The organism is Streptomyces sp. NPDC047525, assembly GCF_040643025.1.
Lineage (GTDB): Bacteria > Actinomycetota > Actinomycetes > Streptomycetales > Streptomycetaceae > Streptomyces > Streptomyces durmitorensis.
Map to the genome: position 1 here is coordinate 34217 of NZ_JBEYTL010000016.1, position 21253 is coordinate 55469.

18 protein-coding genes are annotated in these 21253 nt (G+C 70.7%); 9 read left to right on the plus strand and 9 right to left on the minus strand.

The annotated features are described in order from the left end of the window. Positions 1 to 6: 6 nt before the first annotated feature. Entirely contained in the window at positions 7 to 1161 is a 1155-nt protein-coding gene (locus tag ABZ833_RS34650; RefSeq protein WP_249588099.1) for a cystathionine gamma-synthase, read from the plus strand. Positions 1162 to 1177: 16 nt separating this feature from the next. On the opposite strand, the gene ABZ833_RS34655 is transcribed toward ABZ833_RS34650, so the two are convergent. The 3 genes from ABZ833_RS34655 to ABZ833_RS34665 all read right to left on the minus strand — a co-directional run bounded on the left by ABZ833_RS34655 (position 1178) and on the right by ABZ833_RS34665 (position 2519). Further along, positions 1178 to 1432 carry a hypothetical protein gene (locus tag ABZ833_RS34655; protein ID WP_361055320.1) on the minus strand — a complete coding sequence of 85 codons (255 nt, stop codon included), beginning with the start codon at positions 1430 to 1432 and terminating at the stop codon, positions 1178 to 1180. Beyond that, a complete protein-coding gene (locus ABZ833_RS34660) occupies positions 1429 to 1911 on the minus strand; it encodes a sigma factor-like helix-turn-helix DNA-binding protein (RefSeq protein WP_361055323.1) in 483 nt (160 codons plus the stop codon). Before ABZ833_RS34660 ends, ABZ833_RS34655 begins: the two co-directional genes overlap by 4 nt. Before the next feature lie 104 nt (positions 1912 to 2015). Further along, positions 2016 to 2519 (minus strand): MarR family transcriptional regulator, encoded by a 504-nt coding sequence (locus ABZ833_RS34665; RefSeq protein ID WP_249588096.1) that lies wholly within the window; start codon positions 2517 to 2519, stop codon positions 2016 to 2018. Positions 2520 to 2664: 145 nt separating this feature from the next. Between ABZ833_RS34665 and ilvA the strand changes: the two genes are divergently transcribed. The 3 genes from ilvA (at position 2665) to ABZ833_RS34680 (ending at position 6001) form a co-directional block, all read left to right on the plus strand. Further along, positions 2665 to 3894 (plus strand): threonine ammonia-lyase, encoded by a 1230-nt coding sequence (gene ilvA, locus ABZ833_RS34670; protein ID WP_361055327.1) that lies wholly within the window; start codon positions 2665 to 2667, stop codon positions 3892 to 3894. 236 nt (positions 3895 to 4130) lie between these two features. Further along, entirely contained in the window at positions 4131 to 5138 is a 1008-nt protein-coding gene (locus tag ABZ833_RS34675) for an ATP-binding cassette domain-containing protein (RefSeq protein WP_361055330.1), read from the plus strand. Then, the gene (locus ABZ833_RS34680; protein ID WP_361055333.1) at positions 5135 to 6001 is read left to right on the plus strand and encodes an ABC transporter permease; all 867 of its coding nucleotides are present in this window, start codon (positions 5135 to 5137) and stop codon (positions 5999 to 6001) included. The genes ABZ833_RS34675 and ABZ833_RS34680 overlap by 4 nt, the downstream gene beginning before the upstream one ends. A gap of 70 nt (positions 6002 to 6071) precedes the next feature. Here the strand turns inward: ABZ833_RS34680 and greA are convergent, their stop codons facing one another. Both greA and ABZ833_RS34690 read right to left on the minus strand, forming a co-directional pair. Beyond that, complete coding sequence (greA, locus tag ABZ833_RS34685) at positions 6072 to 6569, minus strand: transcription elongation factor GreA (RefSeq protein ID WP_249588092.1); 498 nt, start codon at positions 6567 to 6569, stop codon at positions 6072 to 6074. A gap of 211 nt (positions 6570 to 6780) precedes the next feature. After that, positions 6781 to 7188 (minus strand): DUF4307 domain-containing protein, encoded by a 408-nt coding sequence (locus ABZ833_RS34690; protein WP_361055338.1) that lies wholly within the window; start codon positions 7186 to 7188, stop codon positions 6781 to 6783. Positions 7189 to 7301: 113 nt separating this feature from the next. Between ABZ833_RS34690 and mca the strand changes: the two genes are divergently transcribed. Together mca and ABZ833_RS34700 are read left to right on the plus strand one after the other, a co-directional pair. Continuing rightward, entirely contained in the window at positions 7302 to 8183 is an 882-nt protein-coding gene (gene mca, locus ABZ833_RS34695) for a mycothiol conjugate amidase Mca (RefSeq protein ID WP_361055341.1), read from the plus strand. Then, positions 8176 to 8451 carry a hypothetical protein gene (locus ABZ833_RS34700; RefSeq protein ID WP_361055344.1) on the plus strand — a complete coding sequence of 92 codons (276 nt, stop codon included), beginning with the start codon at positions 8176 to 8178 and terminating at the stop codon, positions 8449 to 8451. The genes mca and ABZ833_RS34700 overlap by 8 nt, the downstream gene beginning before the upstream one ends. Here the strand turns inward: ABZ833_RS34700 and ABZ833_RS34705 are convergent. Then, complete coding sequence (locus tag ABZ833_RS34705) at positions 8448 to 11651, minus strand: tetratricopeptide repeat protein (RefSeq protein WP_361055347.1); 3204 nt, start codon at positions 11649 to 11651, stop codon at positions 8448 to 8450. The two genes, ABZ833_RS34700 and ABZ833_RS34705, sit on opposite strands and share 4 nt — an antisense overlap. 168 nt (positions 11652 to 11819) lie before the next feature. Here ABZ833_RS34705 and ABZ833_RS34710 point away from each other — a divergent pair, with 168 nt between their 5' ends. Then, on the plus strand, positions 11820 to 13841 hold the full coding sequence (locus tag ABZ833_RS34710) for a thioredoxin domain-containing protein (RefSeq protein WP_361055350.1): 2022 nt from the start codon (positions 11820 to 11822) through the stop codon (positions 13839 to 13841). A 189-nt stretch (positions 13842 to 14030) separates the two neighbouring features. Here ABZ833_RS34710 and ABZ833_RS34715 read toward each other — a convergent pair whose 3' ends face one another. The 3 genes from ABZ833_RS34715 to ABZ833_RS34725 all read right to left on the minus strand — a co-directional run bounded on the left by ABZ833_RS34715 (position 14031) and on the right by ABZ833_RS34725 (position 17118). Continuing rightward, the gene (locus tag ABZ833_RS34715; protein WP_361055353.1) at positions 14031 to 14684 is read right to left on the minus strand and encodes a TetR family transcriptional regulator; all 654 of its coding nucleotides are present in this window, start codon (positions 14682 to 14684) and stop codon (positions 14031 to 14033) included. Next, entirely contained in the window at positions 14681 to 16240 is a 1560-nt protein-coding gene (locus ABZ833_RS34720) for an MFS transporter (protein WP_361055356.1), read from the minus strand. Before ABZ833_RS34720 ends, ABZ833_RS34715 begins: the two co-directional genes overlap by 4 nt. A gap of 149 nt (positions 16241 to 16389) precedes the next feature. Then, on the minus strand, positions 16390 to 17118 hold the full coding sequence (locus tag ABZ833_RS34725; RefSeq protein WP_361055359.1) for a hemolysin III family protein: 729 nt from the start codon (positions 17116 to 17118) through the stop codon (positions 16390 to 16392). A gap of 310 nt (positions 17119 to 17428) precedes the next feature. On the opposite strand from ABZ833_RS34725, the gene ABZ833_RS34730 reads away from it, so the two are divergent. Together ABZ833_RS34730 and ABZ833_RS34735 are read left to right on the plus strand one after the other, a co-directional pair. Continuing rightward, entirely contained in the window at positions 17429 to 19312 is a 1884-nt protein-coding gene (locus ABZ833_RS34730; RefSeq protein WP_361055362.1) for a phosphoenolpyruvate carboxykinase (GTP), read from the plus strand. 127 nt (positions 19313 to 19439) lie between these two features. After that, on the plus strand, positions 19440 to 21239 hold the full coding sequence (locus tag ABZ833_RS34735; RefSeq protein WP_361055365.1) for an Ig-like domain repeat protein: 1800 nt from the start codon (positions 19440 to 19442) through the stop codon (positions 21237 to 21239). The last annotated feature ends 14 nt before the right edge of the window (positions 21240 to 21253 follow it).

Here is a 21253-nt window from a genome sequence, read left to right on the forward strand (position 1 = left end):
GGCCACATGAGTGACACGTTCAGGAGCCAGAGTTTCGAGACCGTCGCGATCCACGCGGGCAACACCGCCGACCCGCTCACCGGCGCGGTCGTCCCGCCGATCTACCAGGTGTCGACGTACAAGCAGGACGGCGTCGGCGGGCTGCGCGGCGGCTACGAATACAGCCGCAGCGCCAACCCCACCCGCACCGCCCTGGAGGAGAACCTGGCCGCGTTGGAGGGCGGCAGCCGCGGGCTCGCCTTCGCGTCGGGCCTCGCAGCCGAGGACTGCCTGCTGCGTACGCTGCTCGCTCCCGGCGACCACGTGGTCATCCCGAACGACGCGTACGGCGGCACGTTCCGGCTCTTCGCGAAGGTCGTCTCGCGGTGGGGCGTCGAGTGGTCGGTCGCCGACACCTCCGACCCGGCGGCGGTGCGGGCCGCGGTGACCGACCGTACGAAGGCGATCTGGGTGGAGACCCCCTCCAACCCGCTGCTCGGCATCACCGACATCGCCGCCGTCGCCCAGGTCGCCAAGGCGGCGGGGGCCCGCCTCGTCGTCGACAACACCTTCGCGAGCCCCTACCTCCAGCAGCCCCTCGCGCTCGGCGCGGACGTCGTCGTGCACTCCCTGACGAAGTACATGGGCGGGCACTCGGACGTCGTGGGCGGCGCGCTGGTCGTCAACGACGCCGAGCTGGGCGAGGAGTTGGCGTACCACCAGAACGCGATGGGCGCGGTGGCCGGGCCCTTCGACGCGTGGCTGGTCCTGCGCGGCATCAAGACGCTGGCCGTCCGGATGGACCGGCACAGCGAGAACGCGACGAAGGTCGCCGAGATGCTGACGCGGCACGCGCGCGTGACGCGTGTTCTCTACCCCGGGCTTCCGGAGCACCCCGGTCACGAGACCGCGGCCAAGCAGATGAAGGCGTTCGGCGGGATGGTGTCCTTCCAGGTCACCGGGGGCGAGGAGGCGGCGGTCGCCGTCTGCGACCGCGCGAAGCTGTTCACCCTGGGTGAGTCGCTCGGCGGCGTGGAGTCCTTGATCGAGCACCCGGGGCGGATGACGCACGCCTCCGTGGTGGGCTCGGCGCTCGAGGTCCCGGCGGACCTGGTGCGGCTCTCCGTGGGCATCGAGTCCGCGGACGACCTGCTGGCGGATCTTCAGCAGGCGCTGGGCTAGGCACACCCGCGCCCGGTCACCAGCGGGTGAGGGGTGGAGTCGTCTCCGACGGCGGCTCCACCCACGGCTGCTCGACCGAGGCCCAGACCACGAAGGCGATGGCCGCCACGAGCAGCAGGAGCCACAGCAGCCGGCGCAGCGCCCTTCTGCGGCGCAGCATGCGGCCGCCGCGGCGGACCGCTTCCTCGTAGAGGTCGGGTGGGACCGAGGGGGGCGTGCCGTCGTCGAGGAGGTGGCGGACCGCGTTCTCCTTGCGGTCGAACTGGTTCATGACGGGGCCGCCTCCCTCAGGGAACGCGGTGGCGCCGGGCCGCGCGGCGGGTGCAGGACCGTCTCCATCGCGCGGGCGCAGATCGCCCCCACCCGGTCGGCGGGCAGGCCGAGCAGCGCCGCCGTCTGTTCCTCGGCGACGCCCTCGTAGAGCCGCAGCACGAGAATCAGCCGCTCCTGGGGCGTGAGCCGGGCCAGGACGCCGCCGTGGCTCCGGTGCCGCCGCCAGGCCCCGCGCGCGAAGCGGATGGCCAGCTGCTGGCGGGTGCGGTCGTACGGATCCTCGCCGCGCATCCGGTCCCAGGCCGCGTACGAGTGGGCCAGGGACCCGGTCAGCAGGGCACGCGCGCGTGGGTTGGCGTCCGGTGGCTCCGTGGTGAGCAGCGTGGCGGCATGCAGCAGCCGCCCTGCCGCGCCCGCGACGAACGCCTCGAACTCCCGGGCCCGGCGGGCGTTCACCGACGCCTGCCGCTCGCGCACCGCGCCTCCCGCCTGGAGGGGGACGGGCCCCCGGTCTCATATGAGGCCAGGCACACGGCCGAGGTCAAGAGGCATGCGCCCGCGGAGCCTTCGGCCCCAGGACCTCAGGAAGCGGGCGCCTCGGGAGCCGCCTGCGACGTCTGGCGGGCGGAGAGCGCTGAATTGAAGCGCGTGAGGAGCGTGCAGAAGCTTTCGCGCTCCTCCGGGGACCAGTCACCCGTCAACTCGGCCATGAGGTCACGCCGCGAGGACCGCACTTCGTTGAGGCGCGCCTCGCCGCGCGGCGACAGCTGGAGCACCACGGCGCGGCCGTCCTCGGGGTGCGACGTGCGCTTGACCAGGCCCGTGTCGACCAGCGGGGCGACCTGCCGGGTGACGGTCGACGAGTCGATGCCCATGCTTGCCGCGAGCGCCTTCACGCCCATCGGCCCCTCCTTGTCGAGGCGGTTGAGCAGCAGGTATGCGGCGCGGTCCATGGAGTTGCGGACCTGTCCTACGCCGCCGAGGCGCGTCTGCTCCGCACGGCGGGCGAACACGGCCACCTGGTGTTGCAGCGTGTCGAGGAGGCCGGGATCGCTGGCGGTCGTCATGTCCGGAGTTGTGGGCATGGCCGGGGGCTCACTTCATGCGAGGGCGATGGGTTGGGGGACAGGGTACGCGGCCGGGACGCGAGGCGTACCAGCGCTGCGCAAACCAGTCTCGGCACGTGGTCACCACAGGAGGACCCTGGTGTGAACTGGGAGACTGGCTGTCATGAGCTACCGCACGCCTCACTCCTTGCCGACGGTCACCCTCGACGACGTGCGCGGCGCCCAGAAGATGCTCTCGGGTGTGTCCAGGGTGACGGCGATGGAAGGCAGCAGGCACCTGTCGCAGCTGGTGGGCTCGCCGGTCCACTTCAAGTGCGAGAACCTCCAGCGGACGGGCTCCTTCAAACTGCGCGGCGCGTACGTACGGATCGCGGGCCTGCTCCCCGAGGAGCGCGCGGCCGGAGTGGTCGCCGCGAGCGCGGGCAACCACGCACAGGGCGTGGCCCTGGCGTCCTCGCTGCTCGGCGTGCGGTCCACGGTCTTCATGCCGGTGGGCGCCCCGCTGCCCAAGGTCGCGGCGACCCGCGAGTACGGCGCGGAGGTCCGGCTGCACGGTCAGGTGGTCGACGAGACGCTGGCCGCCGCGCAGGAGTACGCGCACGAGACGGGCGCGGTGTTCATCCACCCCTTCGACCACCCCGACATCATCGCGGGGCAGGGCACGGTGGGCCTGGAGATCCTGGAGCAGTGCCCCGAGCTGCGCACCCTGGTCCTCGGCGTCGGCGGCGGCGGGCTCGCCGCGGGCATCGCGGTGGCGGTCAAGACGCTGCGCCCGGACGTCAAGGTGATCGGCGTGCAGGCGGCGGGCTCGGCGGCGTACCCGCCCTCGCTCGCGGCCGGGCACCCGGTGTCGATCGAGAACCCGGCGACGATGGCCGACGGCATCAAGGTCGGGCGCCCCGGCGACGTGCCGTTCCGGATCATCGAGGACCTGCTCGACGACGTGGTCACCGTCTCCGAGGACGAGCTGTCCAGCGCGCTGCTGCTCTGCCTGGAGCGGGCCAAGATGGTCGTCGAGCCCGCGGGCGCGAGCCCCGTCGCGGCGCTCCTGAGCAGGCCGCGGGAGTTCGAAGGGCCGGTGGTCGCACTCCTGTCGGGCGGCAATGTGGACCCGCTCCTGATGCAGCGGATCCTGCGCCACGGCATGGCGGCGGCGGGCCGCTATCTGTCGCTGCGCCTGCGCCTCACGGACCGGCCGGGCGCCCTTGCCACGCTCCTCGGGGTGTTGTCGGTGGTCGACGCCAACGTCCTCGACGTGGGCCATGTGCGGACCGATCCGCGCCTTGGACTCACGGAGGTGGAGGTGGAGTTGCACCTGGAGACCAAGGGGCCCGCGCACTGCGCGGAGGTCGGCGCGGCTCTGCGCGAGGCGGGGTACACCGTCATCGGCTGATGGCCCCCAGATGCGGTGAACGCGGCGAAATTCCCCTGCACGCAACGCAGTTCCCCGCTATTTTGCGTTGTCCACAGGCTTTGCCGACGGTTGTCCACAGGCTCCGTCGATCCCGTTGAAGAGACGCGATGTATCGCGTTATCGTGTGTGTCTCGCGTCACTGGTCGCCGAGCGCGCCATACGCGGCAAATCTAATCTTTCCGTAGGAAGTCACCCAAGCCACTGGGAGAACTCACATGCCAGGCGCCATCTACGCCGAAGGCCTCGTGAAGACCTTCGGCGACGTAAGGGCTCTGGACGGCGTCGATCTGGATGTCCCGGAGGGCACCGTGCTCGGCCTTCTCGGGCCGAACGGCGCGGGCAAGACCACGGCGGTGCGCTGCCTGACGACGCTTCTGACGCCGGACAGCGGCCGGGCGGTCGTCGCGGGCGTCGACGTGCTGAAGCATCCGAACGAAGTGCGGCGCTCGATCGGCCTCTCCGGCCAGTTCGCCGCCGTCGACGAGTATCTGACGGGCCGTGAGAACCTCCAAATGGTCGGCCAGCTCTACCAGATGAGGGCCAAGGAGGCGAAGGTGAGGGCGGGCGAGCTGCTCGACCGGTTCAACCTCGCCGACGCCGCGGACCGCCCCTCCAAGACGTATTCGGGAGGCATGCGCCGCCGCCTCGACCTCGCGGCGGCGCTCGTCGTGTCGCCCCCGGTGATGTTCATGGACGAGCCGACCACGGGCCTGGACCCGCGCAACCGCCAGCAGCTCTGGGAGGTCATCCAGGAGCTCGTGTCGGGCGGCACGACCCTGCTGCTCACCACCCAGTACCTCGAAGAGGCCGACCACCTGGCGCACGACATCTGCGTCATCGACCACGGCCGGGTCATCGCGCGCGGCACCTCCGACCAGCTCAAGGCGCAGACCGGTGGCGAGCGCGTCGAGGTCGTGGTGCACGAGCGCGAGCACATCACCCCGGCCACGGAGGTCCTGAGCGGCCTCGGCAAGGGCGAGGTCGCCGTCGAGAGCCACACCCGCAAGCTCACGGTCCCGGTCACCGGCGGCGCCAAGCTGCTCGCCGAGGTCATCCGCGAGCTGGACATCCGCGGCGTCGAGATCGACGACATCGGGCTGCGCCGCCCGACCCTGGACGACGTCTTCATCTCGCTGACGGGCCACGTCGCGGAGTTGAAGGACGAGACGAACGGCGAGACGGCGGACGACGAGGGCACGGGCGAGAAGGAGACCGACAAGTGAGCGCTGCATCGGACACGCGACAGCTCCTGGCGCCCCGCCCCAAGGGCGGCATCGTCCAGTCGGGCAGGGACTCGCTGGTCGTGGCCCGCAGGAACCTGATCCGCATGACCAGGATCCCCGAGATGATCCTCTTCGGGGTCATCCAGCCGGTGATGTTCGTGGTGCTGTTCACGTACGTCTTCGGTGGTTCCATCAACATCCCGGGCGCCCCCGCCGGCAGTGCGAGCGCGTACAAGGAATTCCTGATGGCGGGCATCTTCGCGCAGACCGTCACGTTCGCCACGGCAGGCGCGGGCGCGGGCATCGCCGACGACATGCACAAGGGGCTGATCGACCGCTTCCGGTCGCTGCCGATGGCGCGGGGTGCCGTGCTGACCGGCCGCACCCTCGCGGATCTGGTGCAGACGGCCGTGACCCTGGCCGTGCTCGCGGTGGTGGCCCTGATCGTCGGCTGGCGCACGCACGAGAGCATCGGCGAGGTGCTCGCGGGCTTCGCCCTGCTCCTGCTCCTCGGGTACGCGTTCACCTGGATCGGCGCACTGATCGGCCTGACCGTGCGGACCCCCGAGGCGGCGACCTCGGGAGGGCTGATCTGGCTGTTCCCGCTGACGTTCATCTCGAACGCGTTCGTGCCGGTCAACGGCATGCCGAAGTTCCTTCAGTACGTCGCCGAATGGAACCCCTTCAGTGCCACGGTCGCGGCGGCCCGAGAGCTGTTCGGCAACACGATCGAGGGCGTCCCGAAGTCGGTCACCGGAGCCTGGCCGATGGAGCACCCCGTCTGGGCGTCGCTGATCTGGTCCGTGCTGATCATCCTGGTGTTCCGCACGCTCGCGGTCCGCAAGTACCGCCGGGCGGCCTGAGTCCGGGCATACGAAAGGCCCCCCGCGCTCGATGCGCGGGGGGCCTTTCGCGTAGCCGACGCGGGGGGCCTCAGGCCTGGTAGGGCTTCGCCTCAAGGATCTTGACCGAGGCGAGCTTGCCGTTCGGCAGTTCGTACTGCGCGTCCTCGCCGATCTTCTTGCCGTTCACGCCGCTGCCGAGCGGGGACTGCGGCGAATACGTCTCGATGTCGCTGCTCGCGTACTCGCGCGAGGCGAGCAGGAACGCCAGGGTGTCGTCCTCGTCGCCGTCAAAGGCGATCGTCACGACCATGCCGGGCGCGACCGCGCCGTCCGCGGCCGGCGCCTCGCCGACCTTCGCATGCTCCAGGAGCTGGGTCAGCTGGCGGACGCGGAGCTCCTGCTTGCCCTGCTCCTCCTTGGCCGCGTGGTACCCGCCGTTCTCGCGCAGGTCGCCCTCCTCACGTGCCGCCGCGATCTTCGTAGCGATCTCGGTGCGCGCAGGACCAGACAGGTACTCCAGCTCGGCCTTGAGCTGGTTGTACGCCTCCTGGGTCAGCCAGGTGACGTTTTCGCTGGTCTGGGTCACAGGTGCTCCTCGTAGGTACTGGGAATACAAAGCATCGCCCTACCCAGAAGGATGTTCCCTAACGGGTGGGCGAAACCACGAGCCTAACAATTCAGGCGCCTGAGGGGGAGGACATAAGCCATCAGAAATACGTCAACGCAGGTGAGAGCCGGTACACCGGGGGCGTCGGATGGCCGGCGTGACGCAAGGGGTGCGTCGCCGACGGTCCGCGTCAGCCCGAGTGGCAGCCGAGGAGCTCCGCGCTCGTCCCGCGGGCCTTCGTGCGCAGCGTGACGACCTTGTCGATCCGGCCGGTGTCCTGGTCGAAGCGGAAGTCCCTGCGGCCCACCTCTTCACCGTCCTCGGCCTGCGAACGCAGGGTGCAGTAGCCGTTCGCCTCGGCGTCCTTGCGCACCTCCAGGTGCACCTCGACCGCACTGTCCGAGACGACGCTGAACTTGATCACTTCGCCGCTGATCTTCGTGCCGGAGACGTAGTCGTATCCGAACCAGCCGACCATCAGGAGGAAGAGCACACCGAGGACGCCACCGGCGATCTTGAGCTTGTGGTCCGCGCGCTCGTCGGCCGAGCGCGAGTGGCCGTATCGCCCCTCGGGGGCCTTCTCGCTCACGGCGGTCATGATCGTCCTCCAGGAAAGGGGATGCCGGAATTTTCCGCCCCCCGGTTCCGTCACTATAGAAGCCGCCCATTGCGCAACATTGACCAGGGCGCCGGACCACTGAGGATCGAGTCTTGACTGAGCAGCTGCGACTGATGGCCGTGCACGCCCACCCCGACGACGAGTCGTCGAAGGGCGCGGCCACCATGGCCAAGTACGTGTCCGAGGGGGTGGACGTGCATGTCGTGACCTGCACGGGCGGGGAGCGCGGCGACATCCTCAACCCCAAGCTCCAGGGGAACAAGTACATCGAGGAGAACATCCACGAGGTGCGCAGGAAGGAGATGGACGAGGCGCGCGAGATCCTCGGCGTCAAGCAGGACTGGCTCGGCTTCGTCGATTCGGGTCTGCCCGAGGGCGACCCGCTGCCGCCGCTGCCCGAGGGCTGCTTTGCCCTCGAGGACGTCGACAAGGCGGCCGGTGAGCTGGTCCGCCAGATCCGCTCCTTCCGTCCGCAGGTCATCACGACGTACGACGAGAACGGCGGCTATCCGCACCCCGACCACATCATGACCCACAAGATCTCGATGGTGGCCTTCGAAGGCGCGGCGGACGCCGAGAAGTACCCCGAGAGCGAGTACGGGCCCGTCTACCAGCCGCAGAAGCTCTACTACAACCAGGGCTTCAACCGGCCGCGCACCGAGGCGCTGCACCAGGCGATGCTCGACAAGGGCATGGAGTCGCCCTACGGGGACTGGCTCAAGCGGTGGGACGAGTTCGAGCGGGTCGAGCGCACGCTGACCACGCATGTTCCCTGCGCCGACTTCTACGAGGTCCGCGACCGGGCGCTGATCGCGCACGCCACCCAGATCGACCCCGAGGGCGGCTGGTTCCGGGTGCCGATGGAGCTCCAGAAGGAGGTCTGGCCCACGGAGGAGTACGAGCTCGCGAAGTCGCTCGTCGATACATCCCTCCCCGAGGACGACCTCTTTGCGGGCATCCGCGACAATGCCTAGCGTGAACGCACATCTGGCAATGACGCATCTCGTCCCTCTCGCCAAAGAGGTCGACGATGACAAGGTGACTCCGGGTGTTCTCGGCTTCATCGTCTTCGCGGTGATGGCTGTCGCCGTCTGGGGTCTGATGAAGTCGATGAACAAGCACATGCGGAAGGTCGACTTCAAGGAGTCCGCGGAGTCCTCGGACCCCGCGGAGTCTTCGGACCCCGCGGAGTCCTCATCCGGCGAGGCGAAGCCCGCCGGGGCCGAGGCCACCAAGGGCTAGCCCGCCTTCGCCACCGTCACTCCCATCACCTCTCGGGAGTGACGGTTCGGCACCATGCCCAGGCGCCAGGCCTGCCAGCCGGTCTCCAGGTCGGCGCCGCGCTCCATGAGCAGGGCGTACGCCTCCATGTAGTCGTCCAGCTTGCCGTCGCGCGTCGGGTGACCGGCGCGGGCCAGCTGGCTGAGCTCCTCCTGGGCGACGGCGGTGCCGATCTCCCAGCCGCCGGGCGACGCGTACGGCAGCAGGGTGCAGCGCAGGAAGCGGGCCCAGTCCTCGCCGCGGCGGTCTCCGTACGAGGCGAACAGCGCGGCGGCCTCGTCGCACAGGGCGAGCGCCTGCGGGCCGCGGGTGTTGCCCGCGTCCACGACCGCCAGCTCCAGGCAGGTCCAGGCCTCGCCGTGCGCGACGCCGATGCGCTGGAAGTCGGCACGGGCGTCCACCAGGAGCTGGCGGGCGAAGCCGGAGTTGCGCAGCGAGCCCGTCTGGGCGGCGCGCTGGTCGCGGGTCACCCGTGCCGAGTGGTGCCGCGCGCAGGCCAGACCGTACACGTCCCGCATCCGCGAGAACATCGTCCGCGAGCGCTCCAGCTCACGCACCGCCTGGTCCAGGCTGCCCGCCTCCTCCAGGGCCTGGCCCAGGTAGTACGCGCTCCACGCCTCGCCGCGCGCGTCCTCGTTGTCGCGGTGCCGGGACACCGCCTGCCGCAGCCCGTCCACCGCGGCCGACGCGTCGCCGTCCACCAGGCGGGCCCGCGCCAGCTGCGTCAGGGCCCAGGCCTCGCCGCGGCCGTCGCGCGTGCGTCCGTACAGGTCGAGGGCGCCCCTCAGCTGCTCCTCCGCGCGCGGTACGTCGCCCATGCGCAGGCAGAGCTGGCCGAGCTGGAAGTGCGCCCAGGCCTCGCCGTGCAGGGAGTCGTTCTCGCGGTGCAGGGCGAGCGAGTCCTCCAGGAGCCGCAGCGCCTCGTTGAGGTTGGAGCGGTCACGTTCCACCGCCGCGAGGGCGTGCATCGTCCAGGCGCGGTCACCGGCGAGCTCGTCGGCCACCTGCAGTTCGAGGGCCTCGTGCAGCCGGGCCGACGCCTCCGTCAGATTGCCCTGGTGGTGCAGCGTGATCCCCAGCGAGCACAGGGCCAGGGCGGCGCCCGCGTCCTGGTGCGCCTCCATGTACAGGTCCACGACCGACGTCAGGGTCGTGCGCGCCTGGTCGAGCTCGCCGAGCTGACGGGACGCGATGCCCGTGCGCCACTGCACGCTCCGCACGAGCAGACCCTGGTCGACGGCCTGCGTCAGTTCGCTGATCTCGCCCAGGCGGTAGAGGTCGCCGCGCAGCAGGCAGTAGTCGCACAGCGCGCCGAGGAGATTGAGCACCGCCTCCTGGTCCACGCCCTCCGCGTGCCGCAGCGTCGCCGTGATGAAGCTCGACTCGTCGTCGAGCCAGCGCAGGGCGGCCTCGAGCGAGGAGAAGCCGTGCCGGTCGAACTGGCCGGCCCGCGTCGACATCTTGCCGTCGACCAGGCGGATCACCGATCCGGCGAGCTCGCTGTAGCTGACGATGAGCCGCTCCTGGGCGGCCGTGCGCTCTGCGGGCTCCTCCTCGTCGATGAGCCGGGCGAGTGCGAAGGCGCGTACGAGATCGTGCAGGCGGTAGCGGCTGCCGCGCACGTGGTCGACGAGGCCCGCGCGCGAGAGCGCGGACAGCTGGCGGGCCGCCTCCGTCTCGTCGGCGCCGAGCAGGGCGGCGGCGGCCGCCGCCCCCATGGACGCGCGGCCGGCGAGCGCGAGCCTGCGCAGGAGGCGCCGGGCGGGCTCGGTCTGGTCGGTGTAGCGCAGCCACAGGGCGCGTTCGACGGGCGGGACCTGTTGGGAGGGGCCGTACGCGGAGAGGTCCGAGGCGAGCTGGCGTGTCGTGCGCGCGCCGATCGAGGACCCGGCGACGCGCAGGGCGAGCGGCAGGCCGCCGCACAATTCCCGCACGGCGTCGGCGGATTCGGCGTCGTAGGGCCCGGAGGAGTCCTCCGCGGCCTCCCGCAGCAGCTCCTCCGAGCCCGCCGCGTCCAGCGGCTCCACCGGCAGCTGGTGCACCCAGGCGGGGAGGTCGGCGGGCAGCTCGACGGGCTTGCGGGAGGTGACGAGGACGAGGCTGTCGGAGCGCTCGGGCACGAGGATGCGGACCTGCTCCGGGTCGCTCGCGTCGTCGAGTACGACCGTCACCGCGAGGCCGGTCAGATGCTGGTGATACAGCTCGCTGAGCCGCTTGACCTGCTGCTCCTGGGAGGAGCGCTCCCGGATCAGCAACTGCTCGCGCGGGGCGCCCAATCGATTCAGCAGATGCAGGAGCGCGTCCCGCGTGGACAGCGGCTGGGAGCTCTCGCCCCGCAGGTCGACGACGCAGGCGCCCCGGAACTGGTCCCGCAGGTCGTGCGCCGCACGGACGGCGAGCGAGGAGCGCCCGGAGCCGGGCGCGCCGTGCAGCACGACGACGGTGGGCCGGGTCTCGGTGCTGGCCCGCGCGGCGTGCACCCACTGGGCGACGCGGGCGAGCTCCGGGCGGCGCCCGGCGAACGACCCTTCAGGCGCGGGGAGTTGCGTGAAGGACTGCTCAAGTACGGTGCGCCTGCGCGCGGCCGCGCTCTTGTCCGTGCCCCGCAGCTGGGGCGAGGCCTTCTTCTTGCCGGAGGAGGCCTGGAGCACCCGCTGCTGTTCGATGAAGGGCCGGATGCCCCGCACCTCAAGGGCCGTCAGCCACTGCAGCCGCAGCTGCTCGGGCCCGCCCGGCTGGCTGATCGCACCGGCGCGGCGGCTGGCCGCGGGCACGTGGTGGGCGGTGACCTTCACCACGGTGGTGGCCGCGCCGACGACGCCGACGGCGGCGCCCGCGCTCAGGGCGGTGGAGACCTCGGTTCCGAGCACCAGGTCGGCCAGACACGCGCCCACGGCCGCAACGACGGCCACGAGCAGGGGAGTTCCCGCCCCTTCCCTGGCATACCGCTGCCCGAAGGAGAGCTGCCCGGCCTCCGCCTCGTCGACGGCCTGCGTATAGGCCGCGTACTCCTCGCCGGCGGTCTGCCCCATGGCATCCAGCGCACTCCGGGCCCGGGAGAGCAGCACACCCCCGTCGATCCGCCCACCGGAGCGCCGCACCTCTTCTTCCACGGCCCGCACCAACAGCCGCTCGGCTTCGGCCCGATGGCTGTCCCGCATATGGGTCCCCCTCCGAGAGCAATAGTCACCTGCGGTCACAAGTGTCCTGCGTACGGGGCTCCGGCGCGAGGGAGTCCGCGGATCACGTGGAAGCATCCCCGGGGCGCGGCTCGCCGCGAACCCGTGGCACCTGCGCGGCGCCCTTCCGTGTGCGCGAGGATGGAGGGCATGCCGAACCGACTGGCCCATGAGACGTCCCCCTATCTTCTTCAGCACGCCGACAACCCCGTCGACTGGTGGCCCTGGTCGGCGGAGGCCTTCGCGCAGGCGCGGGAGCGAGGCGTCCCTGTGCTGCTCAGCGTGGGGTACAGCAGTTGCCACTGGTGTCACGTCATGGCGCACGAGTCCTTCGAGGACGCGGAGACCGCCGCCTTCCTGAACGCGCACTTCGTCAACGTCAAGGTCGACCGCGAGGAGCGGCCCGACATCGACGCCGTCTACATGGAGGCCGTGCAGGCCGCGACGGGCCAGGGCGGCTGGCCCATGACGGTCTTCCTGACGCCCGACGCCGAGCCCTTCTACTTCGGCACGTACTTCCCGCCCGAGCCCCGGCACGGCATGCCCTCCTTCCAGCAGGTGGCCGACGGGGTGCGGCGCGCCTGGACGGACCGGCGCGAGGAGGTCGCCGAGGTCGCCGGGAAGATCGTGCGCGACCTCGCCGAACGCCAGCTGGCGTTCGGCGCCGACGAACTGCCCGGCGAGGACGAGCTCGCGCAGGCGCTGCTCGGCCTGACGCGGGACTACGACGCGTCGCGCGGCGGCTTCGGGGGCGCGCCCAAGTTCCCGCCGTCCATGGTCGTCGAGTTCCTGCTGCGGCACTACGCCCGCACCGGCTCGGAGGGCGCGCTGCAGATGGCGTCCGACACCTGCGAGCAGATGGCGCGCGGCGGGATCTACGACCAGCTGGGCGGCGGGTTCGCGCGGTACTCCGTGGACCGGGAGTGGACCGTGCCCCACTTCGAGAAGATGCTGTACGACAACGCCCTGCTCTGCCGGGTGTACGCCCACCTGTGGCGGGCCACCGGCTCAGACCTCGCGCGGCGCGTCGCCCTGGAGACGGCCGACTTCATGGTCCGCGAACTGCGCACGAACGAGGGCGGGTTCTCCTCGGCGCTGGACGCGGACAGCGAGGACGCCGCGAGCGGCAAGCACGTCGAGGGCGCGTACTACGTGTGGACGCCCGAGCAGCTGCGCGAGGTGCTGGGCGACGCGGACGCCGCGATCGCCGCCGCGTACTTCGGGGTGACGGAGGAAGGGACCTTCGAGGAGGGCGCTTCGGTCCTTCAGCTCCCGGAGGGCGGTGCTGGGGACGCGGACGCCGGGAAGCTCGCCTCGATCCGGGAGCGGCTGCTCGCCGCGCGCTCGCAGCGGCCCGCGCCCGGCCGTGACGACAAGGTCGTCGCCGCCTGGAACGGGCTCGCCGTCGCCGCGCTCGCGGAGGTGGGGGCGTACTTCGAGCGGCCGGACCTGGTGGCGGCCGCGGTGGGCGCGGGTGACCTGCTCGTGCGGCTGCACATGGACGACAGGGCGCGGCTGTCCCGTACGTCCAAGGACGGCCAAGTGGGCGCGAACGCAGGGGTGTTGGAGGACTACGCCGACGTCGCCGAGGGGTTTCTCGCGCTGGCCTCCGTGACGGGGGAGGGCGTCTGGCTGGAGTTCGCCGGGTTCCTGCTCGACCACGTGCTCGCCCAGTTCGTGGACGCGGAGTCCGGTTCGCTGTACGACACGGCCGCGGACGCGGAGCAGTTGATCCGGCGGCCGCAGGATCCCACCGACAACGCGGTGCCGTCCGGGTGGACGGCGGCTGCGGGGGCGTTGCTCTCGTACGCGGCGCAGACCGGGGCCGAGCCTCATCGGCTCGCGGCGGAGCGGGCGTTGGGGGTGGTGAAGGGGCTCGCGCCTCGTGCGCCGCGGTTCATCGGGCACGGTCTCGCGGTGGCCGAGGCCGCGCTTGACGGTCCCCGTGAGGTTGCGGTGATCGGCCCGGTCGGCGGGGAGCTGCATCGCACCGCGCTGCTGGGGACGGCGCCGGGGGCCGTGGTCGCTGTCGGCGCCGCGGGCGACGAGCTTCCGCTGCTCGCGGGGAGGGGGCTTGTGGAGGGGCTTCCGGCGGCGTATGTCTGCCGACGGTTCGTGTGTGACGCGCCTACCACTGACGTGGGGGAGCTGGCGGCCAAGTTGTCGGGCTGAGGTTCGGGCGGTCCCTGCGGGGCTTTCCCCACTGCGCCTATTGGCGCGCTCCGCGCGCGGGCACCCCTTCCCGAAACCAAGGGGCTCCGCCCCCTGGACCCCCAAAAGACGGCCTCAAACGCCGGACGGGCTAGATGGCTAGATATAGCCCGTCCGGCGTTTGAGGACGACCGGACGGCCCCGAGGGCGTCAGGCTCCGGGCTCGGCCTTGCCGAAGCCGGCCGTCAGCATGTTCAGGGTGCGGTCCACCAGCTCGCCCAGGTCGTCCTCGTGGCCGTGCTCCGCCCAGTACGCCGATGTCTCCGTCAGCGCGCCGATCAGGCCCATCGAGAACACCCGGACCTCCAGTTCCGCCGGGTCGCGGCCGGTGCGTTCCGCGATGACGCGGCAGAGCATCCGGCCGGTGACCGACATGCTCTCCAGCATCCGGGAGCGCACGGCCGGGACCTCGATCATCAGGCGGGTACGCAGGCGCGACACCTCCGGCTCCTCGGTGAACCCGAGGCCCACCGCCCGGCGCAGCACGTGCCGCAAGGACTCCACGATCGGCTCGTCCGCGGGGCGCGCCCGCAGCTCGTCCTCCAGCAGCGGGTCGTACTCGTCGGTGAGGACGATGTCCTCCTTGGTCGGGAAGTACCGGAAGACGGTCGAGGGCGACACCTCGGCGGCCTCGGCGATCTGCTCGACCGTCGTCGCGTCGTAGCCCTGTTCGTTGATCAGCCGGTACGTGGCCTCACGGATCGCGATGCGGGTCTTCAGCTTCTTCCGTTCGCGCAGCCCGAGCTGTCCCAGCCGGGGACCGTGGGAGGAAGCGGAGGTACGTGCGGCCGTCATGGCGCTCATTGTCGGGCATCCGTCGCCTGCTGTGCCATGTCGGCGGCGTCCGGCGGCGCGGGAGTCGCCTTCGGCAGCAGCGCCGCGACCAGCAGTGCTGTCACCAGCGCCGCGATGCCGCTGACGAGGAGGACCGTCACCATGCCGTCGATGTACGCCTCGTTGGCGGAGTCGGCGAGCTTCGAGACCCCCAGCCGGTCGGCGACGGCGTGGGCGGCCACGACCGAATCGCCCGCGGCGTCCGCCGCCGCGTCCGGGATCTTGCCGGTGTCGAGGCGGTCGATGTACACGCTGGAGAGCAGGGAGCCGAGGAGTGCGATTCCGATGGCGCTGCCCACCTGGCGCACGGTCATCAGGAGCCCCGTGCCCGATCCCGCACGCTCCACGGGGAGCGCGCCGAGGGCCGAGTCCATGGCCGGCACGACGGCGAAGCCGAAGCCGAGTCCCGCGATGGTGAGCCACAGCGCGGTGAAGCCGTAGCCGGACTCGACCGTCGTACGGCTGCCGAGGATCGCCGCGAAGGCGAGCACGACGAGCCCGCAGCTGATCGCCGCGCGCGGGCCGAAGCGGCGTATGACGGGCTCCGCGCCCTTCGCCGCGACGATGAGACCGCCCATCATCGGCAGCATCCGCACGCCCGTGCCGAAGGCGTCGTGGCCGAGGACCGCCTGCAGATACTGCGGGAGCACGAACATCAGGCCCGACAGGACGAACATGACGAGCGTCGCCGCGAGCGTGTTGAGCAGGAAGCCGCGGTTGCGGAGCAGCGACATGTCGAGCATCGGGCGCGTCATGGCCCGTTCCCGCAGGACGAGCGCGACGATCAGGACCGCCGCGCCGCCGAACATGGAGAGGATCAGGGGGTCGCCCCAGCCGCGTACGGGCGCTTCGATGATGGCGTAGATCAGCGCGCCGAGCCCGGCCGCGGTGAGGGCGGTGGAGGCGACGTCGACCTTGGGGGAGGACGGATCGGTCGTCTCCGGGAGCAGGAAGACGCAGGCCGTGATGCCGATCGCGACCATCGGGACGTTGATCAGGAAGATCGAGCCCCACCAGAAGTGGTCGAGGAGCCAGCCGCCGACGATCGGTCCGAGCGGCGCGCCGAGCGCGGAGGCCGCCGAGACGATGCCGATGGCCTTGGTCCGCTCGCCGGGAGCGAAGAGCGCGGGCAGCACGGCCAGGGCGAGGGGCATGACGAGCGCGCCGCCCATGCCCATGACCGCCCGTGCCACGACGACCAGCTCGACGGAGTCGACGAGGGTGCCGAGCAACGAGCCCACCAGGAAGATCCCGAGCCCGGTGATCAGCATCCTGCGGCGCCCGAACCGGTCGCCGAGCAGTCCGGCCGGAAGCATCAGGGCCGCGAAGACGACGATGTACGCGTCCGCCATCCACTGTTGCTCGCCCGTACTCGCGTCCAGCTGCCCGGCCATCGTCGGCAGGGCGACGTTGAGGATCGTCATGTCGAAACCGAGCACGAGCATGCTCGCGACCAGGGCGGCGAGCGCCCACCAGCGGCGGGGGTCCTGCCGGTCCACGGCAGGCGAGCTTATGACAGTGGCCATGAAATGAGAGTAGCTCTCAAAAGGTAGTCACCGTCAAGTCATGCGGCCATCCGCGTGTCCTCGGGCGCGGATCGCACGCAAATGGCCGCGGCTCGAAAGCCGCGGCCATGAAGTGGGGGAAGGGGTGGAGTGGTGGCTGCCCGTGCCGGTTATCCGTGCTGGTACGCCACCAGCGAGATGCCCACGTAGTGCACCGTGAACGCGGCCAGCGTCAGGGAGTGGAAGACCTCATGGAAGCCGAAGAAGCGCGGGGAGGGGTTGGGTCGCTTGATTCCGTAGATCACGCCGCCCGCGCTGTAGAGCAGTCCGCCCACGATCACGCAGACCAGGACCGCGATGCCGCCGGTTCGCATGAAATCGGGCAGGTAGAAGACGGCCGCCCAGCCCATCGCGATGTAACACGGGGTGTAGAGCCAGCGCGGCGCGCCGACCCAGAAGACCCGGAAGAGGATGCCGGCCACCGCCGCGCCCCAGACGCCCCACAGGAGCCACTGCCCCTGGGATTCGGGCAGGAGCAGCATCGTCAGCGGGGTGTACGTGCCCGCGATGATCAGGAAGATGTTGGCGTGGTCGAGTCTGCGCAGCACGCCGTCCGCGCGTGGACTCCAGGTGCCCCGGTGGTAGATCGCGCTCACGCCGAAGAGCAGGCAGGCCGTCAGGACATAGATCCCGCAGGCGATCCGCCCGCGCGTGGAGCCCGTGAGCGCCGTGAGCACGATGCCGGAGACGAGCACCGCGGGGAACATGCCCGCGTGCAGCCAGCCGCGCATCATCGGCTTCACTTCCGCGAGATCTGGAAGCGGCGATGTGGCGGGCGCGGACGAATCGGGGCTTGTGGCCGAGGGGTTCGTGATCGCGTCGGGGACGGGAGCGGTCATGAGCGGAATCGTACCTACGCAACCGTAAGTTAGGCATCAGTCATGGGTGAACCGTGGCGCACAAGTGGCGATGCTCACGGTGATACCCGAGCGTACAAGTGACGGATTCGCGTACGGGAGGCCGCCCGGGCGAGTGGCGATGCTCACGCCGCTCATGTGGGAGGCCCTCTGGACATATGCGCGGAAGCGTCGGATGATCAAATGAGTGCGGTCGGCACCGGATGAGCGCCAGAGGGATCAACACGTGAAGCGTCCGGGTCGCAGCCCCCACGGGGCAACAAACCTATAAACCCCTCGTATAGGAGCAATCGTGGCGCGCGACATCGCGGCTCCCCTTCTCTCTGAGCCCCTGGGCACCGTTCCCACCAACCACCAGGACCTCGTCTCCTGGGTGAGCGAGATCGCCGAACTGACGCAGCCGGACAGCGTGGTCTGGTGTGACGGATCCGAGGCCGAGTACGAGCGCCTGTGCGAGGAGCTCGTAGCCAAGGGCACCTTCAAGAAGCTCGACCCGATCAAGCGCCCGAACTCGTACTACGCGGCCTCCGACCCGACCGACGTCGCGCGCGTCGAGGACCGCACCTTCATCTGCTCCGAGAAGGAAGAGGACGCGGGCCCGACCAACCACTGGAAGGCGCCCGCCGAGATGCGGGCCATCTTTACCGGAGAAGGAAGCAGCTTCACCGGCGAGAAGGGTGTCTTCCGCGGCTCGATGCGCGGCCGCACGATGTACGTCGTGCCCTTCTGCATGGGGCCGGTCGGCTCGCCGCTGTCCGCCATCGGCGTCGAGATCACCGACTCCGCGTACGTCGCCGTCTCCATGCGCACCATGACCCGCATGGGCCAGGCGGTCCTTGACGAGCTCGGCGACGACGGCTTCTTCGTCAAGGCCGTCCACACGCTCGGCGCCCCGCTGGAGGCGGGCGAGGCAGACGTGCCGTGGCCCTGCAACTCCACCAAGTACATCTCGCACTTCCCCGAGGACCGCGAGATCTGGTCGTACGGCTCGGGCTACGGCGGCAACGCCCTGCTCGGCAAGAAGTGCTACGCCCTGCGCATCGCCTCCGTCATGGCGCGCGACGAGGGCTGGCTGGCCGAGCACATGCTGATCCTCAAGCTCACGCCCCCGCAGGGCGAGAGCAAGTACGTCGCGGCCGCGTTCCCGAGCGCCTGCGGCAAGACGAACCTCGCCATGCTGGAGCCGACGGTCCGCGGCTGGACGGTCGAGACCATCGGTGACGACATCGCCTGGATGCGCTTCGGCGAGGACGGCCGGCTCTACGCGATCAACCCCGAGGCCGGCTTCTTCGGCGTCGCGCCCGGCACCGGCGAGCACACCAACGCCAACGCCATGAAGACCCTGTGGGGCAACTCGGTCTTCACGAACGTCGCGCTCACCGACGACAACGACGTCTGGTGGGAGGGCATGACGGAGGAGACTCCGGCCCACCTCACCGACTGGAAGGGCAACGACTGGACCCCCGAGTCCGCCCGCGAAGCAAATGGATACCGTCCGGCCGCGCACCCGAACGCCCGCTTCACCACGCCCGCCTCGCAGTGCCCGATCATCGCGCCCGAGTGGGAGGACCCCAAGGGCGTGCCGATCTCGGCGATCCTCTTCGGCGGCCGTCGCGCCAGCGCGGTGCCGCTGGTGACGGAGTCCTTCAACTGGCAGCACGGCGTCTTCCTGGGTGCGAACGTCGCGTCCGAGAAGACCGCCGCCGCCGAGGGCAAGGTCGGCGAGCTGCGCCGCGACCCGTTCGCCATGCTGCCGTTCTGCGGCTACAACATGGGCGACTACATGGCCCACTGGGTCAAGGTCGGCGCGGACAAGCCCGACCAGTCGAAGCTCCCGAAGATCTACTACGTGAACTGGTTCCGCAAGAACGCGGAGGGCAAGTTCGTGTGGCCCGGCTTCGGTGAGAACAGCCGCGTCCTGAAGTGGATCGTCGACCGCCTCGACGGCAAGGCCGAGGGCGTCGAGACCCCCATCGGCATCCTGCCGACGGCCGACTCGCTGGACACGGAAGGACTCGAACTGCCCGCCGCCGACCTGGAGTTCCTGCTCACGGTCGACAAGGAGGTCTGGCGCGACGAGGCCTCGCTGATCCCCGAGCACCTGAACACCTTCGGCGACCACACGCCCAAGGAGCTGTGGGACGAGTACCGCGCCCTGGTGCAGCGTCTCGGCTGACATCCCGCGCATTCCGGAAGGGCCCCGCACAACGGCGTGCGGGGCCCTTCCGCGTCTGCGGAGTCCACCCATCCACTTACATCCGCATATTGGGTACCTTGCCTTCACATGGCCCCCACATGTTTCAATGACCCCACACGGCGGCCCGTCGATCATCGCGGGCCGTCAACAGAGCCTGTGGGGGGCCAAGTTGAAGAACTCTCAGCGGTTAAGACGTGTCACGGGCATCGCCCTCGCCGCGGCGCTCGGCTCGGCGGGACTCGTCGCCGTCGGCGCGCCCGCCGCGTACGCCGCGACCCCGTCGGACGAGGTGGCGAAGCTGCCGATCTCCTCGTTCGGTGCGATGGTCGTCGACTCCGCGCACGAGCGCGTCTACGTCTCCGACGGCAGCAAGGCCAGCGGGTCGAGCCAGGTCCACGTCTACAACTTCCAGGGCCAGAAGGTGGGTTCGCTCCCCACCGACAAGACCGTCTCCGGCATGGCGCTCAGCGCGGACGGCGCGACGCTGCACGTGTCGCAGACGGACCGGATCCTGACCTTCGACACGGCGACGCAGACCAGGAGCGGCGCCAAGTTCACGTCGTACGACGTCAATTGCGGCCGCGAGGTGGCCGTGGCGGGCGGAAAGACGTGGTTCACGGAGACGCCGTACACCGATTCGTACTGCGACAGGGCCGAGAACAACACGTCGCTCAACAAGGTCGGCGACACCTACCCCGTCGGCACCGGCTGGAGCACCCTGGGGCGGATGAAGCTGGAGGCGGGCCCCGAGGCGCCCGACCGGCTCGTGATGGGGCAGGCGGGCGCGGGAACCGACCAGAACCCCTTCCTGACCACGTTCGACGCGAGCGGCGAGACCCTGGTGCGGGGCCCCCAGCGGCGCTTCGCGGACGCCGAGGGCAAGGGCGCGCTCGACCTGAAGGACATCGCCCAGAGCGCCGACGGCAAGCGGATCGCCGTGGCGGACGCCGCGTACGGCACCCGGCTGCTCGACGCCGGTGACCTGACGGACGCCCCGACCGCCTACCGGCCGCTGCCCGAGGGCGCCAAGGCGTCGGCGGTGGCGTTCAGCGGCGACGGGAAGTACGTGGCGCGGGGCGCCGCCGCTTCCGGCAGCACGCCCGACCTGCTGATCCAGCCCGCGGACCCGGCGGACGGCGCCACGCCGCTGGAGTTCGCCTTCGAGAGCGAGCTCGACGGTGCGCGGGTCGTGCCGCAGGGGCTCGGCTGGGCCAAGGACGGCTCGCGGCTCTTCGCCGTGACCGCAAGCGGCTCCCAGCACTGGCTGCACGTCATCAAGCCGCCGGCCGCGCAGTACGACTCCCGCTTCACGGGCACGCTGAGCACCACGCCCTCGAAGCCCGTCGTCGGTGAGCCCCTCGGCATCCGCGGCAAGCTGGAGCTCGACGGGCCCGCGCCCGCCGAGCCGGTGAAGGTCGCCGCGGTCCGCAAGGACGCCGACGGCACGCAGGAGGTGGCCGACGCCAAGGTAGCGGCGGACGGCAGCTTCACCGTCCTGGACGTGCCGGACAGGCTGGGCGAGGCGACGTACACGCTGCGCTTCCTCGGCGATGTCACGCACCGCCCCGCAGAGGACGTCACGGTCACCGTGGATGTCGCGAAGGCGGCCACGGCGATCGAGCTGACGGCACCCGCCGAGGCGACCCGCGCGGGCGGCGTCGAGATCACCGGCAAGCTGACCGGGCAGGGGCGTGCGCTGCCGTCCGGGATCGACCTGAAGGTGACGCGGACCGACAGGCTGGGCAGTACGGGTGAGCTGACGGCGGCGTCGGTCGCGGCCGACGGGACGTTCAGGATCAGGGACCTGCCGAGCAAGAAGGGCAAGACGGTCTACGCGGTGAGCTACGAGGGCGACGCGCTGCACACGGCGTCGTCGGCCGAGGCGACGGTACGGGTGGTCGGCTAGCCGGGTAGATGGCT

What these genes read in the sequence shown, in the direction of transcription:
- ABZ833_RS34650 (WP_249588099.1), top strand. Translation starts at nt 7, where the DNA reads ATGAGTGACACGTTCAGGAGCCAGAGTTTCGAGACCGTCGCGATCCAC.
- ABZ833_RS34705 (WP_361055347.1), bottom strand. Translation starts at nt 11,651, where the DNA reads ATGCGGGACAGCCATCGGGCCGAAGCCGAGCGGCTGTTGGTGCGGGCC.
- ABZ833_RS34735 (WP_361055365.1), top strand. Translation starts at nt 19,440, where the DNA reads ATGACCCCACACGGCGGCCCGTCGATCATCGCGGGCCGTCAACAGAGC.
- ABZ833_RS34715 (WP_361055353.1), bottom strand. Translation starts at nt 14,684, where the DNA reads ATGAGCGCCATGACGGCCGCACGTACCTCCGCTTCCTCCCACGGTCCC.
- ABZ833_RS34720 (WP_361055356.1), bottom strand. Translation starts at nt 16,240, where the DNA reads ATGGCCACTGTCATAAGCTCGCCTGCCGTGGACCGGCAGGACCCCCGC.
- ABZ833_RS34665 (WP_249588096.1), bottom strand. Translation starts at nt 2,519, where the DNA reads ATGCCCACAACTCCGGACATGACGACCGCCAGCGATCCCGGCCTCCTC.
- ABZ833_RS34710 (WP_361055350.1), top strand. Translation starts at nt 11,820, where the DNA reads ATGCCGAACCGACTGGCCCATGAGACGTCCCCCTATCTTCTTCAGCAC.
- ABZ833_RS34675 (WP_361055330.1), top strand. Translation starts at nt 4,131, where the DNA reads ATGCCAGGCGCCATCTACGCCGAAGGCCTCGTGAAGACCTTCGGCGAC.
- ABZ833_RS34690 (WP_361055338.1), bottom strand. Translation starts at nt 7,188, where the DNA reads ATGACCGCCGTGAGCGAGAAGGCCCCCGAGGGGCGATACGGCCACTCG.
- ABZ833_RS34655 (WP_361055320.1), bottom strand. Translation starts at nt 1,432, where the DNA reads ATGAACCAGTTCGACCGCAAGGAGAACGCGGTCCGCCACCTCCTCGAC.
- ABZ833_RS34700 (WP_361055344.1), top strand. Translation starts at nt 8,176, where the DNA reads ATGCCTAGCGTGAACGCACATCTGGCAATGACGCATCTCGTCCCTCTC.
- ABZ833_RS34725 (WP_361055359.1), bottom strand. Translation starts at nt 17,118, where the DNA reads ATGACCGCTCCCGTCCCCGACGCGATCACGAACCCCTCGGCCACAAGC.
- ilvA (WP_361055327.1), top strand. Translation starts at nt 2,665, where the DNA reads ATGAGCTACCGCACGCCTCACTCCTTGCCGACGGTCACCCTCGACGAC.